Source organism: Pandoraea sp. 64-18, assembly GCF_001899225.1.
Taxonomy (GTDB): Bacteria; Pseudomonadota; Gammaproteobacteria; order Burkholderiales; family Burkholderiaceae; genus Pandoraea; species Pandoraea cepalis.
Genome location: NZ_MKVU01000012.1, coordinates 136127 through 161393, shown reverse-complemented (window position 1 = coordinate 161393; position 25267 = coordinate 136127). Strand labels below are relative to the sequence as shown.

Sequence of the window (25267 nt, the reverse complement as noted above, 5' to 3'; positions counted from 1 at the left end):
TTGGCGTCAGATCTCGATCGTCCCTTCGAAGACCGTGGTGGCGGGTCCCGTCATGATGACGGGACCGCTTGCGCCGTCCCAGTCGATGGTGAGCGTGCCGCCGTGCGTTTCGATGGCCACGGGCGCGGCCAGCAGCCCGCGGCGGATGCCTGCCACTGCCGCCGCGCATGCGCCGGTGCCGCAGGCGAGCGTCTCGCCCGCACCGCGCTCGTACACGCGCAGACGCGCCTGATGCTTGTCCACCACCTGCAGGAAGCCCGCATTCACGCGGCGCGGGAAGCGCGCATGACGCTCGATCAGCGGGCCGTCCGTTTCCACCGGCGCGGTATCGACGTTCTCCACCACCTGCACGGCATGCGGATTGCCCATCGAGACCACGGAAATCCACGTCGTCTTGCCGGCCACGTCGAGCGGCCAGAGCGTGTCGTCGCCCTCGCGACGACCTGCCAGCCCGCTGGCGTCGAACGGCACATCCGACGCCGTGAGGATCGGCGCGCCCATGTCCACGCTGACCTGGCCGTCGTCGCGCATCGTGAGCGTGATCAAGCCCTGCTGCACCTCGACGCGCACCGTGCGCTTGTCGGTCAACCCCGTGTCGCGCACGAACTTGACGAAGCAGCGCGCCCCATTGCCACAATGCTCCACCTCACCGCCGTCGGCGTTGAAGATGCGATAGCGGAAGTCAACGCCAGGCTGCGTCGAGCGTTCGACGAGCAGGAGCTGGTCTGCGCCGACGCCGAAATGGCGGTCGGCGAGCGCCCGCCACTGGTCGGGCGTGAAATCGATGGATTGCGAGATGCCGTCGATCACGACGAAGTCGTTGCCGGCACCCTGCATCTTGGTGAATTTGAGCTTCATGGCGCTATTGTAGTGGAGAAGGCCGACGCGCATCCGGCGCCTGTCAGTACACGCTTGGCTCGCCGGGCGGGCGCGTCTTGAAGCGCTTGTGCACCCAGTAGTACTGCTCCGGCATCTTCAGGATTTGTTCTTCGAGGAACGCGTTCATCCGGCGCGCATCGGCGTCGGGGTCGCCGCTGGGATAGTTTTCCCACACCGGGAAGACCTTGAGGCGGTAGCCCTTGTAGTTGGGCAGCACCTCGCCGATGAACGGCAGGATCTGGGCCCGGCCGACTTCGGCCAGACGGGACACGGACGTCAGCGTACAAGTGTTCACGCCGAAGAACGGCACAAACGTGGAATTTCGCGCGCCATAGTCCATGTCGGCCGCCAGCATGACCGGCTTGCCCTTTCGGAACATGCGCAGCACATCGCGGGCACTGTCGCCGCGCGCGATCATTTCCGCGTCGAAACGACCGCGCTGCTCGCGGGCCATGGCGTCGAACGCCGGGTTGGACATCGGCGTGTAGAGCGACGCGCACGGCCGGTGCAGCGAATAGTTGATGAACACCGAGCCCGCCTCGATGCCCACGAAGTGGAACCCGAGCAGGATCGTCGGTGGCATATTCGGGTCGAGCAGGTCGACCGCCGAGTCGAGTTCGATCAGCCGCTCCAGCTTCTTGCCGTCGGCGAACCATTGCACGCTGCGCTCCGCGTAGCTGCGAATGGCATGCACGAACGACGCCTTGGCCACGCGCTCACGCGTCGCCTCGTCCCAATGCGGGAAACACAGCCGCAAATTGGTGTGCACAACGCGCTTTCGCGAGCTGGGAATCAGGTACAACAGGTGCCCGAGACCCGCGCCAAAGCGCGCGACCCAGCCATAGGGCAGCAGGTTGAGCCCGCGCAGCAGGCCAACGCTCAGGTAGTAGCCGAGGGATTTCTTGGGTGTGGTTGCCATGTCGCAAGCAGGATTTCTTCAGGGGCGTATAATAAGCGACATCGCCGAGTTAACTGACAACTTGCGGGGCGATTCGAATGTGCCACCCTATCGAGGCAGCGCATACGACCAATTTTCCGCTAAAGCGTCGCCGCTTCCCCTCCGATGACGGCAACGTGAGTCGCCAAATTCGTTTAGAGGAGCCAGAAGTGGCGAACGATTATCTCTTTACTTCCGAATCGGTCTCCGAAGGTCACCCGGACAAGGTAGCCGACCAGATTTCGGATGCCGTGCTCGACGCCATCCTGAAGCAAGACAAGTACGCGCGCGTTGCCGCAGAAACGCTGTGCAACACGGGTCTCGTCGTGCTCGCGGGTGAAATCACCACGACCGCCACGGTCGACTATCAGCAAGTCGCGCGCGAGACCATCCGCCGCATCGGCTACGACAACACCGACTACGGTATCGACTACAAGGGTTGCGCGGTGCTGGTCGCCTACGACCGCCAGTCGCCGGACATCGCCCAGGGCGTGGACCGTGCGCATGACGACAACCTCGATCAGGGCGCCGGCGACCAGGGCCTGATGTTCGGCTACGCCTGCGACGAAACGCCGGAACTCATGCCGCTGCCGATCTATCTGTCGCACCGCCTGGTCGAGCGCCAGTCGCAAGTGCGCCGTGACGGTCGTCTGCCCTGGCTGCGCCCGGATGCCAAGTCGCAAGTCACCATCAAGTACGAAAACGGCCGTCCGCACAGCATCGACACCGTCGTGCTCTCGACGCAGCACCATCCGGACATCGCGCTGGAAGCCCTGCGCGAAGCCGTCATCGAAGAAGTCATCAAGCCGGTGCTGCCGGCCGACCTGATCAAGGGCGACATCAAGTTCCTGGTGAACCCGACCGGTCGCTTCGTGATCGGTGGCCCGCAGGGCGACGCCGGCCTCACGGGCCGCAAGATCATCGTCGACACGTACGGCGGCGCCGCACCGCACGGCGGTGGCGCGTTCTCGGGCAAGGATCCGTCGAAGGTCGATCGCTCGGCCGCCTACGCGGGCCGCTATGTCGCGAAGAACATCGTGGCGGCCGGTCTCGCCTCGAAGTGCGTGATCCAGGTCTCGTACGCCATCGGCGTGGCGCGACCGACGTCGGTCATGGTCAACACGTTCGGCACGGGCAAGATCAGCGATCAGCGTATCGCCGAGTTGGTCGAGAAGCACTTCGACCTGCGTCCTAAGGGCATCATCCAGATGCTCGACCTGCTGCGTCCGATCTACGAGAAGACCGCCGCCTACGGTCACTTCGGCCGTGAAGAGCCGGAATTCTCGTGGGAAGCGACCGACCGCGCCGACATCCTGTTGGCCGACGCCGGCCTGCGCGCGGTGGCCTGATCCGGCATCGCTAGCGTGGTGCCCGCCGGTCTCGACCGGCGAGCACCCAACAAAACCCCCGCTCGGGTCGAACCGGCGGGGGTTTTGTTTTATCGCGACGTCGGATGCCCGACGTCAGAGCTCAGAGGTCAGCGCATCAATTGCCGGATCATCGTGGCGAATACCTTGCCATACGGCGGGTTGAGCAGGCCGGCGCCGTTCCAGCGCGCCTGCCGGAAGATCGGCTTCTCCTTGGAGAACGTCCGGAAGCCCGCCTCACCGTGGTACCCCCCCATGCCCGACGGCCCCACGCCACCGAACGGCAGCGCATGCTCCGCAACGTGCAGCAGCGTGTCGTTGATCGTCACGCCGCCGGAAATCGTGCCGTCGACGACACGGCCAATGCGCGTATTGTCGGTATCGAACACATACAGCGCGAGCGGACGCGCACGCTCATTGACATAGGCGATGGCGGCGTCCAGGTCATCGTAGGGCACCACCGGCAACAGCGGCCCGAAGATCTCCTCGCGCATCACGCGCATGCCGTCATGCACGCCAGTGAGCACCACGGGCGGCAGACGCCTGCGCGCCGCCTGCGCCGGGGTATCGAACAGCGCGTGCGACGTGGCGCCCTGCGCCGCCGCCTCGGCGGCAAGCCCGGACAACCGCTCGAAGTGCCGCGACGACACAATGCTCGTGTATTGCGGATTGTTCACGGCGTCGGGGTACAGACGCGCCGCCACCTGCCGCGCCGTGGCAACGAAGGCGTCGAGCTTGTCGCGCGGCACGAGCACATAGTCGGGCGCCACACAGGTCTGACCCGCGTTGACCAGCTTGCCGAGCATGATGCGCTCCACCGCGTGCTCCCAGCGCGCGCCCGGCCCGATGATGGCCGGCGACTTGCCACCGAGTTCGAGCGTCACCGGCGTGAGGTGTTCGCTGGCCGCACGCATCACATGATGGCCGATCGACGTCGCGCCAGTGAACAGCAGATGGTCGAACGCCAGCGTCGAGAACGCCCTCGCGACCCGTGCATCGCCAGTCACGACCGTGACCCACTCCGGCGGGAACGTCTCGGCCACGGCGGCCGCAAACGCATCCGCGAAGCGCGGCGTGACCTCGGAGACCTTGATCATCACCCGATTGCCGGCGGCCAAGGCGTCGGTGAGCGGACCGACGGCCAGAAACAACGGGTAATTCCACGGCACGATCACACCGACGACGCCGAGCGGCTGCGGCACGACGGCGCGTCGCGCAGGCAGCATCCACAGGTTTGCCCAGCCGCGCGACCCGCGCATCCAGCGGCGCGTGTGCGCGAGCGCATGCTTCAGGTTGCCGTGCGACGGGAACAGTTCGAGCATGTCCGTTTCCTGCGCCGAGCGGCCGCCGAAATCCGCATCGATGGCGTTCGCGAACGTTTCACGATACTTGTGAAGCATCGCTTGCAGCGCTTTCAGGTGACGCTTGCGCGTCGGCCAATCGACTTGCGGCGCCGCGTCGTGTGCGCGGCGCATCGCGTCGAAGCGCGGCAATAGCGACGCGCGGGCGATGTCGTCGTCGGTCGAGGTATCCGGTGCCGACGACGGTGTCGCCTCATGCAACCCGTTCAATTCATGTTGGTATCCCATGCCTTCTCCTCCCTGAGGTCGCAGGTGGCCCCGTCGGTGCCGCCCAACGCCATCGATATATTGTTATCCGTTATGCGAGAAAAGCCCGGTCGAGCCAGGCACGTTGCACTGCCACCGCGAGCGTGTCCGGCATCACGCCGTACACCCGCCCGCCCGCGTTCGAGAATCGGCTCTCGATGAAGCCATGCGCCAACTCGGCCGGCGCGTGTTCGAGCAACAATGCCGCCTGTGCCAGCAGTACCACCTGCTGTGCAATCGCACGCGCGCGGGTCGCGTGCGTTGCCTGATCGGCCGCCAGCCAACCGTGCAACTGCGCCAACGCCGCGCGCAGCGGCGCATGCGATCCCGTGCGCTCACCGATCCATCGGAACCAGTACTGTGCGACGTCAGGCTCGCGGCTCATGGCGCGCAGCACGTCGAGACACATCACGTTGCCCGAGCCTTCCCAGATCGAATTGACGGGCGCCTCGCGATACAGCCGCGCGAGCGGGCCGGTCTCGACGTAGCCGTTGCCGCCCCACACCTCCATGCACTCGCCCGCGAGTTCGAGCGCGCGCTTGCATACCCAGAATTTCGCGGCGGGCAACACGATGCGGCGCCACGCCCGCTCACACAGCGAATCGTTGTCGGACACGCCCGCGTCGAACGCCTGCGCCAGCCGCATCGCCAGCCACGTCGCCGCTTCCGACTCCAGCGCCAGATCCGCGAGCACCGTCGTCATCAGATCCTGATCGACGAGCTTCGCCCCGAACGCCGAGCGATGGCGCGCGTGATGAATCGCCTGCACGACACCCGCGCGCATCATTGCCGCGCTGCCGATCACGCAGTCGAGCCGCGTATACGTCGCCATCTCGATGATCGTGGGAATACCGCGCCCCGGCGCACCCACGCGTGTGCCATACGCGCCCTGCAACTCGACTTCACTGCTCGCGTTGGAGCGATTGCCGAGCTTGTCCTTGAGACGTTGCACTTGCACACCGTTCTTGCGCCCGTCCGGCGCGTAGCGCGGCACGAAGAAGCAGGACAACGCTTCGCTGTCGGCGTCGCGTGCGAGCACCAGATGCGCGTCGCACTGCGGCGCCGAGAAGAACCATTTGTGCCCGACGAGCGAGAACGTGCCGTCGCCGCAATCGGTGGCCGTGGTGGTGTTGGTGCGCACGTCGGAGCCGCCTTGCTTCTCCGTCATCCCCATGCCGATAAGAATGGCGTGCTTCTGCGCGAGCGGCACGTCGCGCGGGTCGTGCTGTGGCGCGAGCAACTTGTCCTTGATCGACGCGAAGGCCGTGGGCTCCTTGGCGAGCACCGGAATGCTCGCGAACGTCATGGTCGTAGGGCACAACGCACCGGCCTCGTTCTGCGCGTGCAGGAAATACGCCGCCGTGCGCGCCGTCATCGCGCCGTCGCGCGGATGCGCCCACGGCAATGACTGCAGTTCGGCCCCCCGCAACAAACCCATGAGCGCATGCCACGACGGATGAAACTCGACGCGATCGATGCGATTGCCTTGCGAATCGAACGATTGCAGTTCCGGCGCGTGACGATTGGCCGCCTCCGCCCACGCCTGCACCTCGGCTTCGCCCAGGCGAGCGCCCTGACGGTAAAGCGTTGTCGCATGCCACCCCGCGCCGAAGGCCGCCACTGCGGCTTGCAACGCGGCGTCGGTGGCGTAAAGGTTGTAGTCCGTAAGCGGCGGCACCTGATTGGTGACGTCGTGGGTCTGCCAGGCTTGCGTCATCCGTGTCTCCGTATGCCCAATTGCCGTATGTGACGGTCACGCCATGGGGATCCTTTCATCATAGCGGCTAGGTCCGCGCGCTCCCATAAATTAGAGGATTGCTTCACATCCCCCCCGAGCGCAGGGATTGTCTGCTTACAATGAGTGCCGCTCCGAGGCGTCGCCCATGCGGCGGCACCGCGCGCAGCGAGACACGAGACAATCGCGCTCAGAACGACAAGCAAAAAGCAGCGAACAAAACGTCAAAAAAAGCGGTAGATGCAGTGCCCATCCAAGGGAGGATGACAGCATGGACTACGACTACATCATTGTCGGCGGCGGCTCGGCCGGTTGTGCGTTGGCGGCGCGATTGGCCGACGGTGCGCCGGGCAGCACGATCGCGCTGATCGAAGCGGGTCCGCCCGACAACAGCTTTCTCGTACGGCTGCCGCTCGGTCTCGCCGCATTGGTGCCGTTCCGATCGCGGCGCAACTATGGCTATCGCACAACGCCGCAGGCGGGGCTGGCCGGACGTCAGGGCTATCAGCCGCGCGGACGCGGTCTAGGTGGCTCGAGTTCGATCAACGCGATGATCTACACGCGCGGTCACCCGGACGATTACAACGCGTGGGCGCAGGCCGGCTGCACCGGCTGGGGATGGGACGACGTGCTGCCGTACTTCCGTCGCAACGAGAACAATGAACGCGGTGCGGATGCCTGGCACGGTACCGGCGGCCCGCTCAACGTTGCCGATCTGCGCACGGTCAATCCGTTCTCGCAACACTATGTCGACGCGGCGCGCGAAGCCGGGTATCCCGTGAGCGACGACTTCAACGGTCCGCACTACGAAGGCGCGGGCATCTATCAGGTGACCCAAAAAGACGGGCAGCGCTGGAACGCCGCGCGCGCCTATCTGCAAGGAAAATCACGCGCAAATCTTCATGTCATCACCGATGCGCTGGTGCAGCGCGTTGTCTTCGATGGCAAGCGCGCGACCGGCGTCAAAGTGCAACGGCGCGGCGCGCTGGAGACGCTGCGCGCACGCGCTGAAGTCGTGCTGAGCGCCGGAGCGTTCAATTCGCCGCAGTTGCTGATGTGCTCCGGAATCGGCCCTGCCGAACACTTGCGCTCGCATGGCGTGGAGGTGCACGTCGATGCCCCGGGTGTCGGAGAGAACCTGCAGGATCACATCGACTTCATCATCAACAAGTACGTGGCGCATCGCGATCTGGTCGGCTACACGCCCGCGGGATTGTGGCATCTGCTCACGCAAGGGCTGGACTATCTTCGCGAGCGGCGCGGCCTGTTCGCCAGCAACGTGGCCGAAGCCGGTGGCTTCCTCAAGAGCGATCCGTCACTGGCGTGCCCCGATTTGCAGATGCACTTCCTCGTGGGCATCTGCGACGACCATAATCGTCGGCTACATCTGCGGCGTGGCCTGTCGTTGCATGCCTGCGTACTGCGTCCGAAAAGCCGCGGACGCGTGACGCTTGCCAGCGCCGACATGCGCGACGCGCCGCGGATCGACCCGGCCTTTCTGCAAGCGCAGGAGGACGTCGACACGTTGCTGCGCGGGGTGCGCGTGATTCGTCGGATTCTCGCAGCGCCGTCGCTCGCGCGGTTCGGCGGCGAGGAGCTGCACAGCCGGGGCATCGAGTCGGACGAAGCGCTCACCGCGCTGATACGTGCGCGCGCCGACACCATCTACCACCCGGTCGGCACCTGCCGCATGGGCAGCGATGCGGCGTCGGTCGTCGATCCGGAACTGAGGGTTCGCGGCGTGGAAGGTTTGCGCGTGGTCGATGCGTCGATCATGCCCACGCTCATCGGCGGCAACACCAACGCCCCGTCGATGATGATCGGCGAAAAGGCCGCGGACCTGATGTTGTCCGGCGCGGGTCGATTGACGCAGCGCGTTGGATCGACATCCGTCGACACCGCGCCGCACGCACCAGCGACGTTAGCCGCCCGGGCGCAGCCACAGATCTAGGAAAGGCTCGCCCCACAGCCGGCTCGCCACCGCGCCCAAGCATAGCCAGGGACCAAACGGCAGCGGCTCGCGCAACGCGCGGCCGCGCCACACGCCGAGGCCCGCAAAAGCGAGCGTGGCCGCCACCGCGCCGAAGGCCAGCATCAGCGGCGTGCCGATCCACCCCAGCCATGCCCCACACGCGGCGACGAGCTTGGCGTCGCCGCCGCCCAGTCCGTCGACACCGGTCAGCGCCCGGTACGCGCCCGCCATCGCCGCCATGACGCCATATCCCAACGCAGCGCCAAGCACGGCTTCGTCGATGGGCAATGTCAGGCCCGCGACGCTGCCCAGCAAGCCCGCCCACAGTAGCGGCAACGTGAGCGCATCGGGCAACAACCGCGTATCAATGTCGATCAGCGCGAGCGCCAGCAGTGCCGCGCCGAAGCCGCACCATGCCAGCATCGCGAGGTACTGCATCGAAGGGACGAACGCCCACGCGAGCGTTGCGAACATGATCCCTACGGCTAGTTCGACAAGCGGATAGCGCAGGGAAATCGCCGCGCGGCAATTTGCGCAGCGGCCGCGCAGGAGGACAAAGCCTAGCACCGGGACATTGTGACGCGCCGCGATGCGCGTCTCGCAATGCGGGCAGTGCGATGGCGGCCAGGCGAGGTTGAAGGCGGGCACGACCGGCGGCGCCTCGCCCGCCCACGACGCCGCGTCGTATGCCCATTGCCGCTCCAGCATGCGCGGCAGGCGGCAGACGACCACGTTCAGGAAGCTGCCCACCAGCAGCCCCAGCGTCGCCATCGCGGCCACCACGGCTTCGCGCGGCAGCGCCCGGAAGGCGTCTCCAACGTTATCGATGAGCAACGCCATCATCAGAACATCGACTCCGCGTACTCACCCGCCGCGTGACCGATCTGCAACATGCCGCCCACGGTGAAGATGATCGTCAGCCCGACCAACGCCATCAGCACCGAGCGTAGCGCGGCAGATCGCGCCTTGACGCGCTCCGCGACTTCCTCGATGGTCATCAGGCCGATCTTGCGAATGCCGGCATCGAAGTTGGTGCGTCCCGAGTATTCGACCAGACGATCGAAGACTTCCTCGTTGAAGATGCCGGTATCCATCGCCTTGACCATGCTTCGCTCGCTCTTGAGCGACGCCCGCATGCGCAGCAAATGCGAGCGCATCCAGGGCGAGGCGCCCGCGAGCATGAGTGACACGGCGTCGAACACCGACGTCTTTGCGCCGGTCAGCGCGGCCAGTGACACCAGAAACTCCCCGGCGCGCACGTCGCGATACACGGCATAGGGGCCGAAGTTCTCGACGCGCTGCCGCATCGGCCCCGTCCATCGGCTCAGCGACAGCAAGACCGCCACCACGATCACGACCGGCACGCCATAGAGCAGTGGCCACCAGTTCGCCACGAACCCGGACACGATATACAGCCCCGCGCCCACGAGGGGAAACATCTCCGGCGGCATGATCTCGGTCATGATCGGCATCATGCCGTAGGCCACGCCCAACTGGATCGCGGCGAGCAGCACCGACATGAAGATCGGCAGCACAACGGCCCCGGCGATCGCCGCGCGCGTTTGCTGCTGCAAGGTAACCACCCGCGCCAGAAAGCGCAGCGTGCCGGCCAGGTCGCCCTTCTCGCCGGCCGAAATCACGATCAGATCTTCGTCGGGGATCGTGCCCTGCCACGACTTTCGCAGGTTCTTCGAGCTGGCGCGATCGCGCCATATCGCATAGAGGGGCGCCATCGGACTGCGCCGCTCCTTGGCGCGTGCATACCGACGCGAGAATAGCTCGAACGGATTGGCACCGTCCTCGATAGCGTCGGCAAAGTCGCTGTAGAACTTCGCTCGCATTTTGCGAAAGTGACGTTTCGCGCGACTCAGGCCCGGGTAAGAATCACGCGCGGGAGATAGCTTGGCAAGCAGACGATTGACGGCTTCTAGCATAGGAAATTGGGCGACGTTTCAAACAAGTTTCGTGAGGACGACTTACACACTCGAGAGTCGGCGCGGGGGTTGGGGCGATGTGGAGCCCCCTTTCCATATCTGGAATTTCTTGAGCTTGTAGAACGAGGCTTCGATGTCATGCGGATCGACGCGACCCTGCGCCATCTTGTAGATCGCATGCTCCATCGCCGATTTTCCGTGCATGACAGGGCTCGTGAGATCGCCATCGTGGTACGTACGCCAGTGGCGCTGCGCCTCCCAGAATTTCGACTGTCGCAGCAGTTCGAGCAACTCCTCGGTCACCTCGCACACCTCGGCCACGACCGTCTGCCCCGCCGTACCCCGTTCCTTGCAGTGCCCGCACCCCGGCCCCGCCACGCACACGCGCGCCGTGTCGATACCGAGACTACCGATCACGCCCAGCGTCATCTCGTCGAGCTTGCCGACGGCCGGCAACTTGCAGTGATCGCACAACACCGGGATCAGTTTTTGATACACCATCGCGGTGAGAAAGTTGGGCGACGTCACGGCCGAGACTGGCATGCCGATCTCGTCGCTGATCAGGCGCGGAATGATGCCGAAGGCGCTCGACGCGTGCACGGTCGAGAGTACCTGGTGGCCCGTCTCGGTCATCGATTTCGCGAAAGACCCGGTTTCGACATCGCGGATCTCGCCAGGCATGAGCTTGTCCGGGTCGCCGCGCAACAGCACCTTGGCTGCCGCACCGAAGGCCGATTCGCCGTGACCGTCTTCGGCACGCCGTTGAATCGGGATCTGCGTCACATGCGGCTGGATGTATTCGACCGGATCTTCGATGGAGAAGAATTTCTTACCGGCGTCGCGCTCGTACATCATCATGGTGCGCAGCGTCGTCGACTTTCCCGAGCCCGTCTCGCCGGCGATGATCGTCAATCCGGGGCTGCGATACACCGCGTTCTCCAGCACTTCGATCTGATCCTCGGAGTACCCGAGTTCAGCGAGCGTCATGACATCGTCGTCGACGGCCTCGTTCACAAGCAAACGCAGCACCACGTCGACGCCACGATTCTCCTTGATGCTCTGCAAGCGCAGTTGGTACTTGCGATTGCGCAGGTTCAGCGGAATGGAGCAACTCTGGTGCTGGGCTTCATCGAAGTGATTGTGGCTTCGGCTGCTGGGGTCGGCGCGCGAGTTGTAGGCCGCCGAAACGGCATCGAGCATGGCATGGTAGTCGCGCGAAAGGCGATCCAGCTCGCCGGTCGCACGAAGCTTGCCGTGGATGCGCATGCGCACGCGCACATGCCGGCCCTCGCGAAACTCGAAATGAATATCGGAGGCACGCGCATCGATCGCCCGCTCGATGATCAGATCGAAGTTTCGATAGGCGCCCGTGCGCTGCTCCTCGGCTCGGGCACCCGTTTCGCTATGCTGCTGGAGGCGCGACTGCATGAGCAGAATCTCTTCGGTCGTGCCCACGTAGACACCCTCGAGATCGAGCCGATGCGTCGCGCGTACTGCCTGTTCGAACCGCGCGAGCAGATCGGACCCCTGCATGCGAACGAACGTCGTGTGTTCGAGCAGCACCAGGAACAGGCGCGGCTTGATGGCCACGAGCACCAGCGATCCGTTCTCGGCGCCGGCCAGGGTAATGCCGAGATCCTGACGCCAGCCCTGCGTCTGGATATCTTCGATGCGAAGGTCGGCAATCGGCCGCGCCACCGCGCCGCCGCGTCCATTGACGCGCGAAAATGCCGCCTGGAAGCGGTCAGAGATCGTCGCCATTGCGCCGCCCTGGTGACCCCTGCCTTGCACTGCCCGCCTGCGTCGCGCCCATCGCATTGGGTAACAACAGGCGACGTGGCTTGCCGCCTCGCGCCACGTCGACGTAGTCGCTGCCGATCTTCACCACTCGCCAGTCGCCAAACCGGTCGCCGTCACTCACGCTGTAGCCAAAACGACCGTCAACGCGCAGATAGGCCACCGTGGTGTCGTCAACGCCGTGAATGAACAGCAGCTCTGGCGCTACGTCGGGCGTCGCGCCCGTGACGGGCTGAGGCTCGCCCCCCGCCGCCGCGCTCTGGGCGGCCGTGGCTTCCTGCGACGACTTGAGATGCGCACGCGCAAAGGTGTCGATCGTCTCGGCGGCACGCACAGGCGTGATCGCCATCGGCAACGAGAGCATCGCGGTCATCGCGAACCCTGCGGTGAGGCGAAGCTTAGTGGACATAGTATGTTCCTTGAGCGGAGAAGACCGGTTTGGTGTCGTCGATCACAATCGTCAACTCGCGCAACGACATGTTGCCCGCGCGCATCATCAAACCGGCCACGGAGTCGACAAAGGCCAGGTGCCCGGCCATCTTCCATTCGCCCTTGGCGATCGGCGGCGGCACATCACTGCGCCCCGCCGCCCCCGGTGGGGCATTGACGAGCGGTTTGGGCATGGACAGCGAAATGTCCATGCCGTAGTCGCCGAGCGATTGCAGACGGGCGCCTGCCGTGCGCAGGAACTGCGTGCGCGGCACGGGCGTCACGCGCGCATCGCCATCGTCGCCATCGTCGCTAACGTCTTCGTCGTCGGCGAGCGCTGTGGCGGCATTCGCGGCCGACGCCGTCGTAGCCGGCTTCGACACAGGTACGAGGGTATCGGGCGGCGTCATCATTTCCGTTGCATTGTCGAGATCGACGATTTGCGCGTTCGGGCGCTGGGAGAGAAGCAGATCGAACGTGCCACCCTCCTGGCGACGCCACTGGATCTCGCAGGCATGGGTGTTGCACGCGATGGCTGCGGGACGCCATCCGCCAGCACTCGCCGGCAATGACTGAATCGCGTATTGCAAGCGCCTGACATACGACGCCCCGGCCGAGAACGGCTCCGCGGCGATCGCCCGCGCAAGTGCCTGCTTGTAGGCGTCGATCGGATCGACCTGATTGGCCGCCGCAAGCTTCGCCTGCTGCATGTCGTCATACCAGGACCATCCCCACCAACCGGCGCCACCGACGAGACAGAGCGTCGCGAACGAGAGGGCCGCGATCTTCAGTTGCCGCGCCGGCAGAGGCTTGCGCACCTCCCGCAGCCGCGCATCCTGCGGGACATCCCCATGCATTTGCTTCGCGATGTCGTCCAGCGTGAGCGCCACGTCAGCACCGCCGCAACTCAAGGGGGCGATACCGGCAATCGTGATCTTGCCCTCGATCTCCGCGGCCCATTGCTCCAGCCTCGCGGCAACTTCAGCGGCGGGCATCACCAGATCCAGTTCCGGACGGCGATCGCGCAACGTAATGAAGAGCGTTGCCGAGGCATTGTCGGGATCGGGATGCAGGAACGCGACGTTTGGCGCATCGACCATGGCGCCGAGCACCGCGCCGAGTGCATATCGCTCCGGCACGCTTTGCCCTGTGATGGCGGGATCCATCGCAAACAATCCTACGGTACGCGTACCTGCGCCGTCATCCGCCACGGCGAAGTGCGACGCATCGCGGCTCCTGGCGAGACCCCGGATCTCCGTGGGCTCTTTTTGCAGGCCGAGCAATGTCTCCCACTGCGCACCGACAACGAGCTGGTTGGTCAATATGCGCGTCATGTCACACGCCCTCGGTCAGTTCCGGCGAAATCAGGATGACGACTTCCTTGACCTGCTGACGCGCCTCCTTCGTGCCGCCTTCGTAATTGAAGATGCCGTCGCGGTCGGTCGAATCGTCTGTGCGACGGAAGCCGCTGAGTACCAGCGTATCGCCCGACTTGAGCGACGCCCGCTGCATGGTCTGGATCGATGCCGTGATCGGCAACTGCATGAACGAGCCCACGCCGAGACCGTCATCGCCGCTCGAGCGTCCGTTCGCTCTGCCGCCGACCCCCACCTTGACGCCATCGGATCCAATTTCCGCGGTGACATCCGAACCGCCGTCGCTGACGCCCGCATTGCTGCCGCTGGGCGCCTCCTTACCCGTGCGCAAATTGATCTTGTCGAGCTTCCTGAGGTCGGACATGTCGATCTGCACCTGCAACATCACGCTTCGGTTGTCCATGAGCGTGGGCAACAGGTTCATCACGAAACCGGTGGTCAGCACGGACTGCTCGGCGGTCACGACCGCCTGTCCACCGTAGTTACCGGGCGACATTTTTGTTTGCGCGACAAAGCCCTGATTCTGGGTGACGGCAACCGGCGCCGGCTGGTTGTTCAGCGTGACGACCGTGGTGTCGATCACCGTGCTCACGCGCCCCTGTTGACTGAGCGCGCGGATAAACGCGTTGGAGCCCTTGAATCGCCCGCTGTCGAGTGTTCTGAGCTGCATACCGCCTTTGCGCGACATCAGCGATCCGCCGGCGGCGGGACCGGCCAGCCCCAGCGTAATGCCGCTCGCGGCCTGGTACACCAGGTCCCAGTCGACGCCGACGGCCGAATTTTCTTCCAGCGAGACGGAATACACCTGCACGCGCAACTTGACCTGACGGCCGAGCACCGCGTTCTCGGATTCGATATAACTCGCTACGCGTTCAACGACGTCGGCCGTGTCGCTCACGACCAGCGAACTCGTCACGACCGAGGGCGTGACACGTCCGCCCTCGGAGAGCATGTCCGTGACTGTCTTGACGAGATCCGACCAGTAATCGAGTTCGGACTCCACGCTCACGTTGGCGTCAGCGTTGAAGCTCAGGTCGACGCCGCCCGCCGAGCCGCTCGCCCCGCCACCGCCGGAGGCGCCGCGATTGGCCTGCATTTGCGAAGCCTTGCCCACGGACGCCCGATACGACGAGCTGCCGGGCATCATCTTGATCTGGAAGGTTCGTGTGACATACCTCGCGAAGTGAACGACACCGTCACGATAGGTCCAGTGCGTCCCGGTTCGATTGGCGATGGTGTCCAGCAAACCCGACAGCGTGCCGGAGAATTGCAACGGCACCGTCGGCTCGCCGGTCTCGGCACAGTTGAGTTGGAAGAGGTTCGTCGGACTGCCGCCGCCGTTACCCCCGCGACTCGGCCCGCGGGCACCAGGTGCGCCACCGCCCCCGGTGCCCGCGGCGCACGACACGTCCGAGGCCATGCGGATCGTCAGGCCATTGCCCCGGGCCACCTGTGCCAGCACGACCGACATCGGAAGCGGCGCACCGGTCGCAAAGCGTACGTTGCGCTTGAAGAAGTCCGGCAACGCGACCGACGCGTTGATCGGGACGGAGCGCTTCGCCAGCCACGCCCCCTCGACGTGTTCAATGGCGCGAATCGGGGCTGCCGAATGCGCGTCGAACGCCGATCGCGCGCTCGTTTGCGCTTGCGAGACGTTGGCATCGGTCTTGGAGAGCATGCCGGGCGTACCGCACGCCGTCAGGAACAGGGTGGCGCACAACACGCCTAGTCGCTTACTCATGGATTGCCGCTTCCGTGATGATGGCTGCGCCGGGGGGGGTGCGCTGCGCTTGTTATTGAGTGGCGTGAACGACGCGCAGCACCCGGTTGGCCTCGTGGACCTTCACGCGAATGGGGGCGTCGGTGTTCTGCAACGAGACCACGACCTGCTCGACGATGCCGAGGAAGTCGCCCGTGAACGTTGCCGGATACTCGATGGGGAAGTCGCGGTCGATTTCCCAGGCGAGTTGCCAGCCGTGCGCCTCCAGGTAGCGCGCAAGCGCCACGGAGACACGGCCGTCGCCCGGCGACATCAGCAGTTCGAGAAGCTCGCGGACTTCGACCTGTGCCGCCAGCGGCTCGGGCGATGCCGCGGCCTGCGAAGCCGCGTCTGGCGTCGAGTCCACATCCGGCGGCGCATCGTTCGGCGGTGCCATGTCCAGCGCGCTCGCGAACGAACGTTGCGACGATGCGCCTGCCGCCGCATCGCCCGACATCAACGGCTGATGGCTGGCGAACGCGATCGGCAGATCGGCAGATCGATGCGCCCCATCGGAAGTCTCGAAAGCGAAAGCCGTACTCGACCATACAGCTGACGCGACAGCAGCGGTCAGCACTATTTTGATGTGCATGGTTTCCTCACGTCGAATTCAATGCCGAAATGCTGGATGGGGTTCGACCATGGGATCAGGAGCCGCTGATGGTGAAATCGAGCTTGGCCTTGGTAAGATCGTTCTTCTCGTCCGCGTTAGTGCCGCCAGAATTCGACGACTTGCAAGCCTCCGCCAACTTGCCCATCTGGAAGCTTGTTTTCAGATTTTTAAGCGTCGTGCCGTTCACAGATATCGTCGCGAAGTTCGAATGCAACGTCGTCATGAATTTTTGACATTGGTCGCTGGGAACATCCTCCGACGTAACCTGAACCCCGAAATTCGGACCATCGTTGATAGCGGCAGTGATAGGTGCCATCTTCATGGTCCCGCCGAACCGGTTCAAGTATTCACCATCAACGTTACCCGGCGACGGCGTCATCGCCCCGAACAGCCCCATATTGTCCATATCCTTCGGGGTCGTCTTGGCGGTCAACTGCCCCGACAGCACGGCGTTCTGCACCGACACCACCGCCATCTGCCAGTCCTTGATCTCCTGGTTCACCCGGACCGAATTCATCAGCCTGGGCACACCCACCATCGCGCCGGCCATGATCAGCCCCATAACCGCCACGGCGACGGACAACTCCACCAGCGTCACACCGCGCTGACGGCGCTTGCTCCACCGGCCAACCATGTTGTTCTTCATTTGCACGAGTGCGCCCTCGTTCACTTGCATGTCCATACCCCTCTTCCTGAGCAAATCGATTGGAAAAGCCGCGCGCCTTTGCGGTGACATCCGTGCGCTGCGACAGGGGCGATTTATGCCTGAACACCCGGCACCGCGTTATCGCGTGTTATCCGAATTTTTCGCAAAATGACAATTCCGGGGGGCAGGAAAGCACCCATCTGCGTGCCAATTTCGATAAGTCGCTGTCTATCGCCAAACGGCGAACAAGCGTCCTGAAGGAAGTTCAGAGCAAGGAGGGGCAAGGATCGACGCGAACGAGTGTTGCGTCAGGGGTCGTCGTGGCCGTCAGAATCGGCCCAACCGCAGCAAGAGTATTCCCAACGTCGCGTGCCGACGTCATCATTCAGCGGTTTCACAAGGCGCGTGGCGCGCCTGCGTACGCAGATCGGGACGGTGACGCAACGCGCCGTGGAAGACCGGACGCACAGCGGATTTGCGCCGCCCGCCGCCGAAAACGCGACGCCGGTCGCGTCAGCGCACCGCAGTCATTCCACCTTCATGCCCGCGAGTTCCGGTCGTGCGGGCGGGTAGGACAGATTCAGGTCGGTCAGCGCCTGCACCAGCAACTCAGCCACCATCAGGTTGCGGTGACGTTTCGAGTCGGACGGCACGACGTACCACGGCGCGTGTTCCGTCGACGTGGCCGATAGCGCCGCCTCGTAAGCCTTGGTGTAATGCGGCCAGAAGCTGCGTTCCTTCAGATCGTTCAGTTCGAACTTCCAGTGCTTGTTCGGATCGTCGATGCGCTCCTGCAAGCGCTTGCGCTGCTCGTCGGACGAGATATACAGGAAGCACTTGACGATGCGCGTGTGGTTGTCAGCCAGCAGACGCTCGAAGTTGTTGATGTGCGCGTAGCGTCGCTTGCACTCGTCGGCGTCGATCCAGTCGTGCACGCGCGTGATGAGCACGTCTTCGTAATGGCTGCGATTGAAGATCACCAACTCGCCCGCCCCCGGCACGACGCTATGGACACGCCACAGAAAGTCGCGCGCCAGTTCCGTGGGCGTGGGCGACTTGAAATTCGCCACGCGAATGCCGAGCGGATCGACGTTCTGGAACACCGCGCGGATGGTGCTGTCCTTGCCGCTGGTGTCCATGCCCTGCAACACGAGCAGGACACGTTGCCGGCTGTTGGCGTGCAGAAGCGTCTGCAACTCGTCGAGCTTGAGCGCCAGCTCGGCCATGCGCGCCTTGTCGTCGCCCTTGCTCTCGCCGGTAAATGGCGTATCGGCCGGATCGTAATCCGACAGGTCGAGCTTCTTGCCGAGCGGTACGCGGTATTTCTCGAACATCGCCAACTCCTCGTGACAGGCCTGCGGGCTAGTATCTCGCAAAATCAAAAGCGCGGCGCCGAACCGGCCACCGCGCTTTTTGCCTGAGGGATTCTCGTCGCCGCGTTGGCGCCGGGTTCTCCCGCGTCAGGCCCCGAGCTTCTTCTTGAGCAACTCGTTGACCTGGGCCGGATTGGCCTTGCCCTTGGTGGCCTTCATCGCCTGGCCGACCAAGGCGTTGAATGCCTTCTCCTTGCCCGCGCGGAACTCTTCGACGGACTTGGCGTTGGCGGCCAGCACCTCGTCGATGATCTTCTCGATCGCACCCGTGTCGGTGATCTGCTTCAGCCCCTTCGCTTCGATGAGGCGATCCGCCGCGCCCTCATCGGTGGCGCGCTCCTCCCACATCAACTGGAAGACCTCCTTGGCGATCTTGTTGGAGATCGTGTTGTCGGCGATGCGAGCGAGCAGACCCGCGAGCTGCGCGCTCGAGACCGGGCTTTGCTCGATGCCGATGTCTTCACGGTTCAGCAGGGACGACAGCTCGCCCATGATCCAGTTCGCGGCCGGCTTGGCACTCGCCTTGCCCGCCTTCGCGACCACGGCTTCGAAGTATGACGCTTGGGCTTTCGATTGGGTGAGCACAGCGGCGTCGTAGTCGGACAAGCCGTACGACTCGACGAAGCGCGCCTGCATGCCGGCGGGCAGCTCGGGCAACCCGGCGCGCACGCGCTCGATCCATGCGTTATCGATCACGAGCGGCAGCAGATCCGGATCCGGGAAGTAGCGATAGTCGTGCGCGTCTTCCTTGCTGCGCATCGAACGCGTTTCCTTCTTGTCCGGATCGTACAGACGCGTTTCCTGCACCACCGTGCCGCCGTCTTCGATCAACTCGATCTGACGGCGCACTTCGTACTGAATCGCCTCTTCGAGAAAGCGGAACGAGTTCAGGTTCTTGATTTCGGCACGCGTGCCGAATGCCTGCTGACCGACCGGACGCACAGAGACGTTGGCGTCGCAGCGGAAAGAGCCTTCCTGCATGTTGCCATCGCAAATACCGAGCCACACCACGAGTCCGTGCAACGCTTTCGCGTACGCCACGGCTTCGGCCGCGCTGCGCATGTCGGGCTCGGTCACAATTTCGAGCAACGGCGTGCCGGCGCGGTTCAGGTCGATGCCGGTCATGCCGGCGAAGTCTTCGTGCAGCGACTTGCCCGCGTCTTCCTCAAGGTGCGCACGCGTGAGCGTCACGACTTTTTCATAGGCTTCGCGACCGGTGCGTGCATCCGCCTCGACCTGAATCTTCAACGAGCCGCCCTGCACCACCGGAATTTCATACTGGCTGATCTGATAGCCCTTCGGCAGGTCGGGGTAGAAGTAATTCTTGCGCGCGAAGATGCTGCGCGGCGCAATCGTCGCCCCAATGGCCAGGCCGAATTCGATCGCGCGCTCGACAGCCCCGCGATTGAGCACCGGCAACACGCCCGGCAGCGCCAGATCCACGGGGCAGGCCTGCGTGTTGGGGGCCGCGCCGAACTGCGTCGATGCGCCCGAGAAAATCTTGGAAGCGGTGGAGAGCTGTGTGTGCGTCTCCAGACCAATAACGACTTCCCATTGCATAAGGTTCACCCTGTCTCAACTTGTCGGCATGGCGCGTTCGCCCTGCCCTTGCCGCCGGTCGTCGCCGCGACGGTGACGCTCCGGCCTCTGTTCCTGTTCGCCGATGCTGGCTGGCGCTGGTTCGCGTCTACCGGCGAGTATCCGCCGCGCAAATCCCAGAGCGCGGATCGAAACTCACCGGCCAGGCGTTCTGGTAAATGCCCGGCGTGCAATACGCCTCGCAATTGGCATGACCGATGGTCACGTTGCCCGGATCCTGCCAGATGAGCAGTTTGCAGCTTCCGCTGTTCGCCCGCAGTTCGATGCTCGGACGCCACTGCGTCTGGTGGAAATCCGCCAGATTAAAGTGGCAGCTCCCGCGCTGGCCGACCCACAGACGCCAGTCGAGCGACTGCACCTGGTTGGCCGACACCTTGAGCGTTGCCTGCTCGCGGAAACCGTCTTCGTCCGTCTGCGAGCAGTAGCCCGACAGATTGATCTCGCGGTAGGCGATCGGCGTAGGACGCCCGAACGGCAGGCTGCACGACGCGAGCGTGAGCACCATGCCGGCGAGCGCCAGCCCCTTCGATACCCACGCGGCGTGCGGGGCGAGCGACGTCGTCAAGCGTTGGCGGCGCACGATCAGACGCCTGCCGGAGCGCGCTTGTGCCAGTCGGTCGCGCGCTGGAACGCGTCGGCCACTTGCAGCAGGCGGGCTTCGTCGAAGTAGTTGCCAATCAGTTGCAGACCGACCGGACGCGCATCGCGCCCCGCGCCGACCGGCAGGCTCATCCCCGGCAAACCGGCCAGGCTCACCGACAGCGTGTAGATGTCGGCCAGGTACATCTGCACCGGATCGGCGCTCTTCTCGCCGAGGTTCCACGCGACCGACGGCGCCACCGGACCCATGATGACGTCGCACTGCGCGAACGCATTCTGGAAGTCCTGCGCGATCAAACGGCGAATCTTCTGCGCCTGCAGGTAGTAGGCATCGTAGTAGCCGTGCGAGAGCACGTACGCGCCCACGAGAATGCGGCGTTTGACTTCGGTGCCGAAGCCTTCGGCGCGCGACTTCTTGTACATGTCGAGCAGATCGCGGTACTCGGCCGCGCGGTGGCCGTAGCGCACGCCGTCGAAACGCGACAGGTTCGACGAGGCTTCGGCCGGTGCCAACACGTAGTACACGGGAATCGACAGTTCGGTCTTCGGCAGCGACACCGGCACGCGCACGGCGCCGAGCCGCTCGAACTCACGCAATGCGTTGTCGATCGCTTCGCGCACGTCGGCGTCGAGACCTTCACCGAAGTACTCGGCCGGCAAGCCGATGCGCAGACCGGCCAACGGCTTGTCGGCCGTGGCGCCGTCGAGCGGCTTGCCCAGACCGCGCGCGAAGTCTTCGTCGGCGCGCTCCAGGCTGGTCGAGTCGCGTTCGTCGAAACCCGCCATGCCGTTGAGCATCCACGCGCAATCCGCCGCGCTATGACCGAACGGGCCGCCCTGGTCGAGCGACGAAGCGAACGCGATCATCCCGTAACGCGACACGCGGCCATACGTCGGCTTGATGCCGGTCACGCCGCAGAACGCCGCCGGCTGACGGATCGAGCCGCCGGTGTCGGTTCCGGTGGCGACCGGCGCGAGACGCGCGGCCACCGCGGCAGCCGACCCGCCCGACGAGCCGCCGGGCACGGCGCGCGTGTCCCACGGGTTCTTCACCGGGCCGTAATACGAGTTTTCGTTCGACGAGCCCATGGCGAACTCGTCCATATTGGTCTTGCCCAGCGTGACCATGCCCGCGTGCGCCAGGCGCTCGACGACGGCGGCGTCGTATGGACTGACGTAGTTCTCGAGCATGCGAGAGCCAGCGGTGCTGCGCCAGCCGCGCGTGACGAATACGTCCTTGTGCGCAACGGGAATGCCCAGCAACGGCCGGTTCGCGCCCTCGCCGGCGGCGATGCGCGCGTCGGCGGCACGCGCCTGCGCGAGGCTCGCCTCGGCGTCGACGTGCACGAATGCGTTCAGATCGGCGGCCCCGGCAATGCGGTCCAGATAGTGCTGCGTCAGTTCGACGCTCGAGACGCGCTTGGCGTCGAGCGCAGCGCGCAAATCCTGCAAATGAATCAGATCTTGTTCCATGGTGGCTGCTGTGCGTTATAGCGCATGAAGGCATGAGGGCATGCGGGGCGCCGAGGGCGCGCGGCAATCCGTTGCGCGAGCGTCCGGCGCACCGGAGGCATACATCGCGCAACGGGCCGGACTCATTCGATGACCTTCGGCACCAGATAGAGGCCGTCCTGCACGGCGGGCGCGGGGCGCTGATTGGCTTCGCGATCGACCTGCTCCGTCACCGCGTCGGTCCGCAGACGCTGGGCGACCGCCTGAATTTGCTCGATCGGATGTGCCAGCGGGGCTACACCTTTCGTGTCGACCGACTGCATCTGCTCGACGAGCGCGAAGAAGCCGTTCAGCTCCTTTTCCATGTGAGCGGCCTCGTCATCGGCCAGCTCGAGACGCGCGAGGTGGGCGATGCGTTTGACGTCTGAGAGATTCAAAGCCATGAAGAAATCCCGAAAAAATGCGCATTGGAGAGCAGCCGGGTGCATGCCTGACGCCAATATTAGGGACAGAATGCGGAGAATGTGCGGACGGCGTTGGGTTCGTCCACCGTTTTACTCCGTGCACCGGGCCGCGCAGGAGGGCTGGCGCGCCGTGCCACAAGGCTCCCGGCGGGCGCACCGGGGGCGTCGAATGGGGTGTCAACGTGCTCGTTTTTCCTGCAAAACCTGCGAAATTATAAGGTATCATTGCGCATTAAATTTGCGTCGGAGCGTGTTTTTGCACCCTTCGACGCTGTCGCGCAGGTGGGCCACGGCCAGTCCGGGGGGCGCGACAGACGTTCGCGCAGTCCATTGGAAGACCCTGACGCGACGGATGGATAACGGCAGCCCCGCCTCCTGCCCGGTACCGCATTCCTCGGTTTGTCCGCACGTTTCGCGAGCCGCCGCGTGGCGCCTGGCGATTTTTTTGCGAACAGGCCGGAACCCAGATGACAGGCCGCCGTCCCAGTCACATCCATTGGGACGGCCTCACGCAGACACAGGATTTTGCATGTTCGGTTTTCTTCGAAGCTATTTCTCCAACGACCTGGCCATTGACCTGGGCACCGCCAACACGCTCATCTACATGCGCGGCAAGGGCGTCGTGCTCGACGAACCGTCGGTCGTCGCCATTCGCCAGGAAGGCGGCCCGAGCGGCAAGAAGACGATTCAAGCCGTCGGCAAGGAAGCCAAGCAAATGCTTGGCAAGGTGCCGGGCAACATCGAGGCGATTCGCCCGATGAAGGACGGCGTGATCGCCGACTTCACCGTGACCGAGCAGATGATCAAGCAGTTCATCAAGATGGCTCACGAGTCGCGCCTGTTCTCGCCGTCGCCGCGCATCATCATCTGCGTGCCGTGCGGCTCGACCCAGGTCGAGCGCCGCGCCATCAAGGAAGCCGCGCACGGCGCGGGCGCCTCGCAGGTGTATCTGATCGAAGAGCCGATGGCCGCAGCCATCGGTGCCGGCCTGCCGGTCTCGGAAGCCACGGGCTCGATGGTCGTCGACATCGGTGGCGGCACGACCGAGGTGGGCGTGATCTCGCTGGGCGGTATCGTCTACAAGGGATCGGTACGTGTCGGTGGCGACAAGTTCGACGAAGCCATCGTCAACTACATCCGCCGCAACTACGGCATGCTGATCGGCGAACAGACCGCCGAAGCGATCAAGAAGGAAATCGGCTCGGCCTTCCCGGGTTCCGAAGTCAAGGAAATGGAAGTCAAGGGTCGCAACCTGTCGGAAGGGATTCCGCGCGCTTTCACCATTTCGAGCAACGAAATCCTCGAAGCGCTGACCGATCCGCTCAACCAGATCGTGTCGTCGGTGAAGATCGCCCTCGAACAAACGCCGCCGGAACTGGGTGCCGACATCGCCGAGCGCGGCATGATGCTCACGGGCGGCGGCGCGCTGCTGCGCGATCTCGACCGTCTGCTCGCCGAAGAAACGGGCCTGCCGGTGCTGGTCGCCGAAGACCCGCTTACCTGCGTGGTGCGTGGCTCGGGCATGGCGCTCGAGCGCATGGACAAGCTCGGCAGCATTTTCTCTTACGAGTAAGCTAACGTGCGTGGTTCGTCGTCCGGCGCGGTGGGGCCATCCCTTCCCCCCCTCGCCCGACACGACTGGCCACGCAGCAAGACCACGCGCACGGAGCTTGTCGTCATGCCGCGCCGTCGCACCCGACTGACACCATTCGCGCACCGCGGCGCCTCGCTGCGCGTGCTCCCCTGAAGGGCCCACCATGCAGTACAGTCCGCCGCCACTGTTCAAACAGGGTCCGTCGGCGTTGGCCCGGCTGATCTGTTTCGTCGCGCTTGCCATCGGCCTGCTCGTGGTCGACTCGCACTACAACACGCTGGAACGGGTTCGGGCCGTTGTCGGCACCGCCCTGTATCCGGTGCAACGCATGATGCTGTTGCCGCGCGACGCCATTCTCGGCGTGGCGGGCTTCTTCTCGACCGAATCGCAACTCTCGGGCGAGAACCGGGCGCTTCTCGCGCAAAACCTTGAGCTCTCCGTGCAGGCTCAACGCAATAACCAGTTGACCGCCGAGAACGAACATCTGCGCCAGATGCTCGCCTTGCGCGAGCGCCTGCCCGTGCCGAGCATTCCCGCCGAGATCGAGTACGACACACGCGACCCGTTCACGCAGCGCGTGGTCATCGATCGCGGCACAAAGCATGGCGTGAAGCTCGGCGCCCCGGTGGTCACGGAACAGGGTCTGCTCGGTCAGGTCTCGCGCGTCTTCCTGCTGCAAAGCGAAGTCACGCTGCTCACCGACAAAGAGCAAGCCGTGCCCGTGCAAGTCACGCGCAGCGGTGTGCATAGCGTGATCTACGGCGGGCTGCGCGGCAACGTGCTGGACCTGCGCTTCATTCCACTGTCGGCCGACGTCAAGGTCGGCGACGAAATCGCCACGAGCGGCCTGGACGGCATCTACCCCGCCGGCCTGCCCGTGGCCCGCATCACCAAGGTTGACCGCGTGTCCGACACCGCGTTCGCGCGCATTCTGTGTCAGCCGGTGGCCAATCTGCGCAGCCAGCGTCAGGTGCTGGTGCTGCAATACACCACGCCGCTCGCCCTGCATCCAGACGCCGCCGCTGATCTCGCGCGCGCCTCCGATCCGTCGGCAAGCGGCGAGAAGCCCGGCCAGAAGGGCGGCATGCGCGCCGATCCGAAGCGCGCCCCGGCCACCCGCAAGGGTCATTGAGG

General features: G+C 64.6%; 21 protein-coding genes. 4 read left to right on the top strand and 17 right to left on the bottom strand.

Annotated features, from left to right (window positions below; translation table 11 throughout):
- Nucleotides 1–6: 6 nt before the first annotated feature.
- Together dapF and BGP02_RS09205 are read right to left on the bottom strand one after the other, a co-directional pair.
- Nucleotides 7–858 (bottom strand): diaminopimelate epimerase, encoded by an 852-nt coding sequence (gene dapF, locus BGP02_RS09210; protein ID WP_026132183.1) that lies wholly within the window; start codon nucleotides 856–858, stop codon nucleotides 7–9.
- Between the two features lie 43 nt (nucleotides 859–901).
- Nucleotides 902–1798: a lipid A biosynthesis lauroyl acyltransferase gene (locus BGP02_RS09205; RefSeq protein ID WP_017235128.1), complete on the bottom strand. Its 897-nt coding sequence runs from the start codon at nucleotides 1796–1798 to the stop codon at nucleotides 902–904.
- Nucleotides 1799–1986: 188 nt separating this feature from the next.
- Here BGP02_RS09205 and metK point away from each other — a divergent pair, with 188 nt between their 5' ends.
- Complete coding sequence (gene metK, locus BGP02_RS09200) at nucleotides 1987–3165, top strand: methionine adenosyltransferase (RefSeq protein WP_017235129.1); 1179 nt, start codon at nucleotides 1987–1989, stop codon at nucleotides 3163–3165.
- A 128-nt stretch (nucleotides 3166–3293) separates the two neighbouring features.
- Here the strand turns inward: metK and BGP02_RS09195 are convergent, their stop codons facing one another.
- Together BGP02_RS09195 and BGP02_RS09190 are read right to left on the bottom strand one after the other, a co-directional pair.
- Nucleotides 3294–4772 carry a coniferyl aldehyde dehydrogenase gene (locus BGP02_RS09195; protein WP_017235130.1) on the bottom strand — a complete coding sequence of 493 codons (1479 nt, stop codon included), beginning with the start codon at nucleotides 4770–4772 and terminating at the stop codon, nucleotides 3294–3296.
- 70 nt (nucleotides 4773–4842) lie between these two features.
- Complete coding sequence (locus BGP02_RS09190) at nucleotides 4843–6507, bottom strand: isovaleryl-CoA dehydrogenase (protein ID WP_017235131.1); 1665 nt, start codon at nucleotides 6505–6507, stop codon at nucleotides 4843–4845.
- Nucleotides 6508–6796: 289 nt separating this feature from the next.
- On the opposite strand from BGP02_RS09190, the gene BGP02_RS09185 reads away from it, so the two are divergent.
- Nucleotides 6797–8476, top strand: coding sequence for a GMC family oxidoreductase (locus BGP02_RS09185; protein ID WP_017235132.1), 1680 nt, complete (start codon nucleotides 6797–6799; stop codon nucleotides 8474–8476).
- Here the strand turns inward: BGP02_RS09185 and BGP02_RS09180 are convergent.
- The 13 genes from BGP02_RS09180 to gatC form a co-directional block, all read right to left on the bottom strand.
- A complete protein-coding gene (locus tag BGP02_RS09180; RefSeq protein WP_261939403.1) occupies nucleotides 8447–9340 on the bottom strand; it encodes a prepilin peptidase in 894 nt (297 codons plus the stop codon). The two genes, BGP02_RS09185 and BGP02_RS09180, sit on opposite strands and share 30 nt — an antisense overlap.
- Nucleotides 9340–10338, bottom strand: coding sequence for a type II secretion system F family protein (locus BGP02_RS09175; RefSeq protein ID WP_157211530.1), 999 nt, complete (start codon nucleotides 10336–10338; stop codon nucleotides 9340–9342). The genes BGP02_RS09180 and BGP02_RS09175 overlap by 1 nt, the downstream gene beginning before the upstream one ends.
- A 135-nt stretch (nucleotides 10339–10473) precedes the next feature.
- On the bottom strand, nucleotides 10474–12192 hold the full coding sequence (locus BGP02_RS09170) for a GspE/PulE family protein (protein WP_017235135.1): 1719 nt from the start codon (nucleotides 12190–12192) through the stop codon (nucleotides 10474–10476).
- Nucleotides 12176–12637 (bottom strand): hypothetical protein, encoded by a 462-nt coding sequence (locus BGP02_RS09165; protein ID WP_286798387.1) that lies wholly within the window; start codon nucleotides 12635–12637, stop codon nucleotides 12176–12178. Before BGP02_RS09165 ends, BGP02_RS09170 begins: the two co-directional genes overlap by 17 nt.
- On the bottom strand, nucleotides 12627–13991 hold the full coding sequence (gene pilO2, locus BGP02_RS09160; protein ID WP_261939404.1) for a type 4b pilus protein PilO2: 1365 nt from the start codon (nucleotides 13989–13991) through the stop codon (nucleotides 12627–12629). Before pilO2 ends, BGP02_RS09165 begins: the two co-directional genes overlap by 11 nt.
- 1 nt (nucleotide 13992) lies before the next feature.
- On the bottom strand, nucleotides 13993–15774 hold the full coding sequence (locus BGP02_RS09155) for a secretin N-terminal domain-containing protein (protein WP_026132186.1): 1782 nt from the start codon (nucleotides 15772–15774) through the stop codon (nucleotides 13993–13995).
- A 52-nt stretch (nucleotides 15775–15826) separates the two neighbouring features.
- The gene (locus tag BGP02_RS09150) at nucleotides 15827–16384 is read right to left on the bottom strand and encodes a toxin co-regulated pilus biosynthesis Q family protein (protein ID WP_017235139.1); all 558 of its coding nucleotides are present in this window, start codon (nucleotides 16382–16384) and stop codon (nucleotides 15827–15829) included.
- 55 nt (nucleotides 16385–16439) lie between these two features.
- Entirely contained in the window at nucleotides 16440–17087 is a 648-nt protein-coding gene (locus BGP02_RS09145; RefSeq protein ID WP_017235140.1) for a type 4 pilus major pilin, read from the bottom strand.
- A 491-nt stretch (nucleotides 17088–17578) separates the two neighbouring features.
- On the bottom strand, nucleotides 17579–18385 hold the full coding sequence (locus BGP02_RS09140) for a polyphosphate kinase 2 family protein (RefSeq protein ID WP_017235141.1): 807 nt from the start codon (nucleotides 18383–18385) through the stop codon (nucleotides 17579–17581).
- A 126-nt stretch (nucleotides 18386–18511) separates the two neighbouring features.
- The gene (gene gatB, locus BGP02_RS09135) at nucleotides 18512–19984 is read right to left on the bottom strand and encodes an Asp-tRNA(Asn)/Glu-tRNA(Gln) amidotransferase subunit GatB (protein ID WP_017235142.1); all 1473 of its coding nucleotides are present in this window, start codon (nucleotides 19982–19984) and stop codon (nucleotides 18512–18514) included.
- Between the two features lie 127 nt (nucleotides 19985–20111).
- Nucleotides 20112–20603, bottom strand: a complete 492-nt coding sequence (locus BGP02_RS09130) for a hypothetical protein (protein WP_150562071.1) — start codon at nucleotides 20601–20603, stop codon at nucleotides 20112–20114.
- Between the two features lie 2 nt (nucleotides 20604–20605).
- Entirely contained in the window at nucleotides 20606–22096 is a 1491-nt protein-coding gene (gatA, locus tag BGP02_RS09125; protein ID WP_261939405.1) for an Asp-tRNA(Asn)/Glu-tRNA(Gln) amidotransferase subunit GatA, read from the bottom strand.
- A gap of 122 nt (nucleotides 22097–22218) precedes the next feature.
- Entirely contained in the window at nucleotides 22219–22518 is a 300-nt protein-coding gene (gene gatC, locus BGP02_RS09120; RefSeq protein WP_017231545.1) for an Asp-tRNA(Asn)/Glu-tRNA(Gln) amidotransferase subunit GatC, read from the bottom strand.
- Nucleotides 22519–23068: 550 nt separating this feature from the next.
- On the opposite strand from gatC, the gene BGP02_RS09115 reads away from it, so the two are divergent.
- Both BGP02_RS09115 and mreC read left to right on the top strand, forming a co-directional pair.
- Entirely contained in the window at nucleotides 23069–24112 is a 1044-nt protein-coding gene (locus tag BGP02_RS09115; RefSeq protein WP_010805637.1) for a rod shape-determining protein, read from the top strand.
- A gap of 184 nt (nucleotides 24113–24296) precedes the next feature.
- On the top strand, nucleotides 24297–25265 hold the full coding sequence (gene mreC / locus BGP02_RS09110) for a rod shape-determining protein MreC (RefSeq protein ID WP_261939406.1): 969 nt from the start codon (nucleotides 24297–24299) through the stop codon (nucleotides 25263–25265).
- Nucleotides 25266–25267 lie beyond the last annotated feature (2 nt).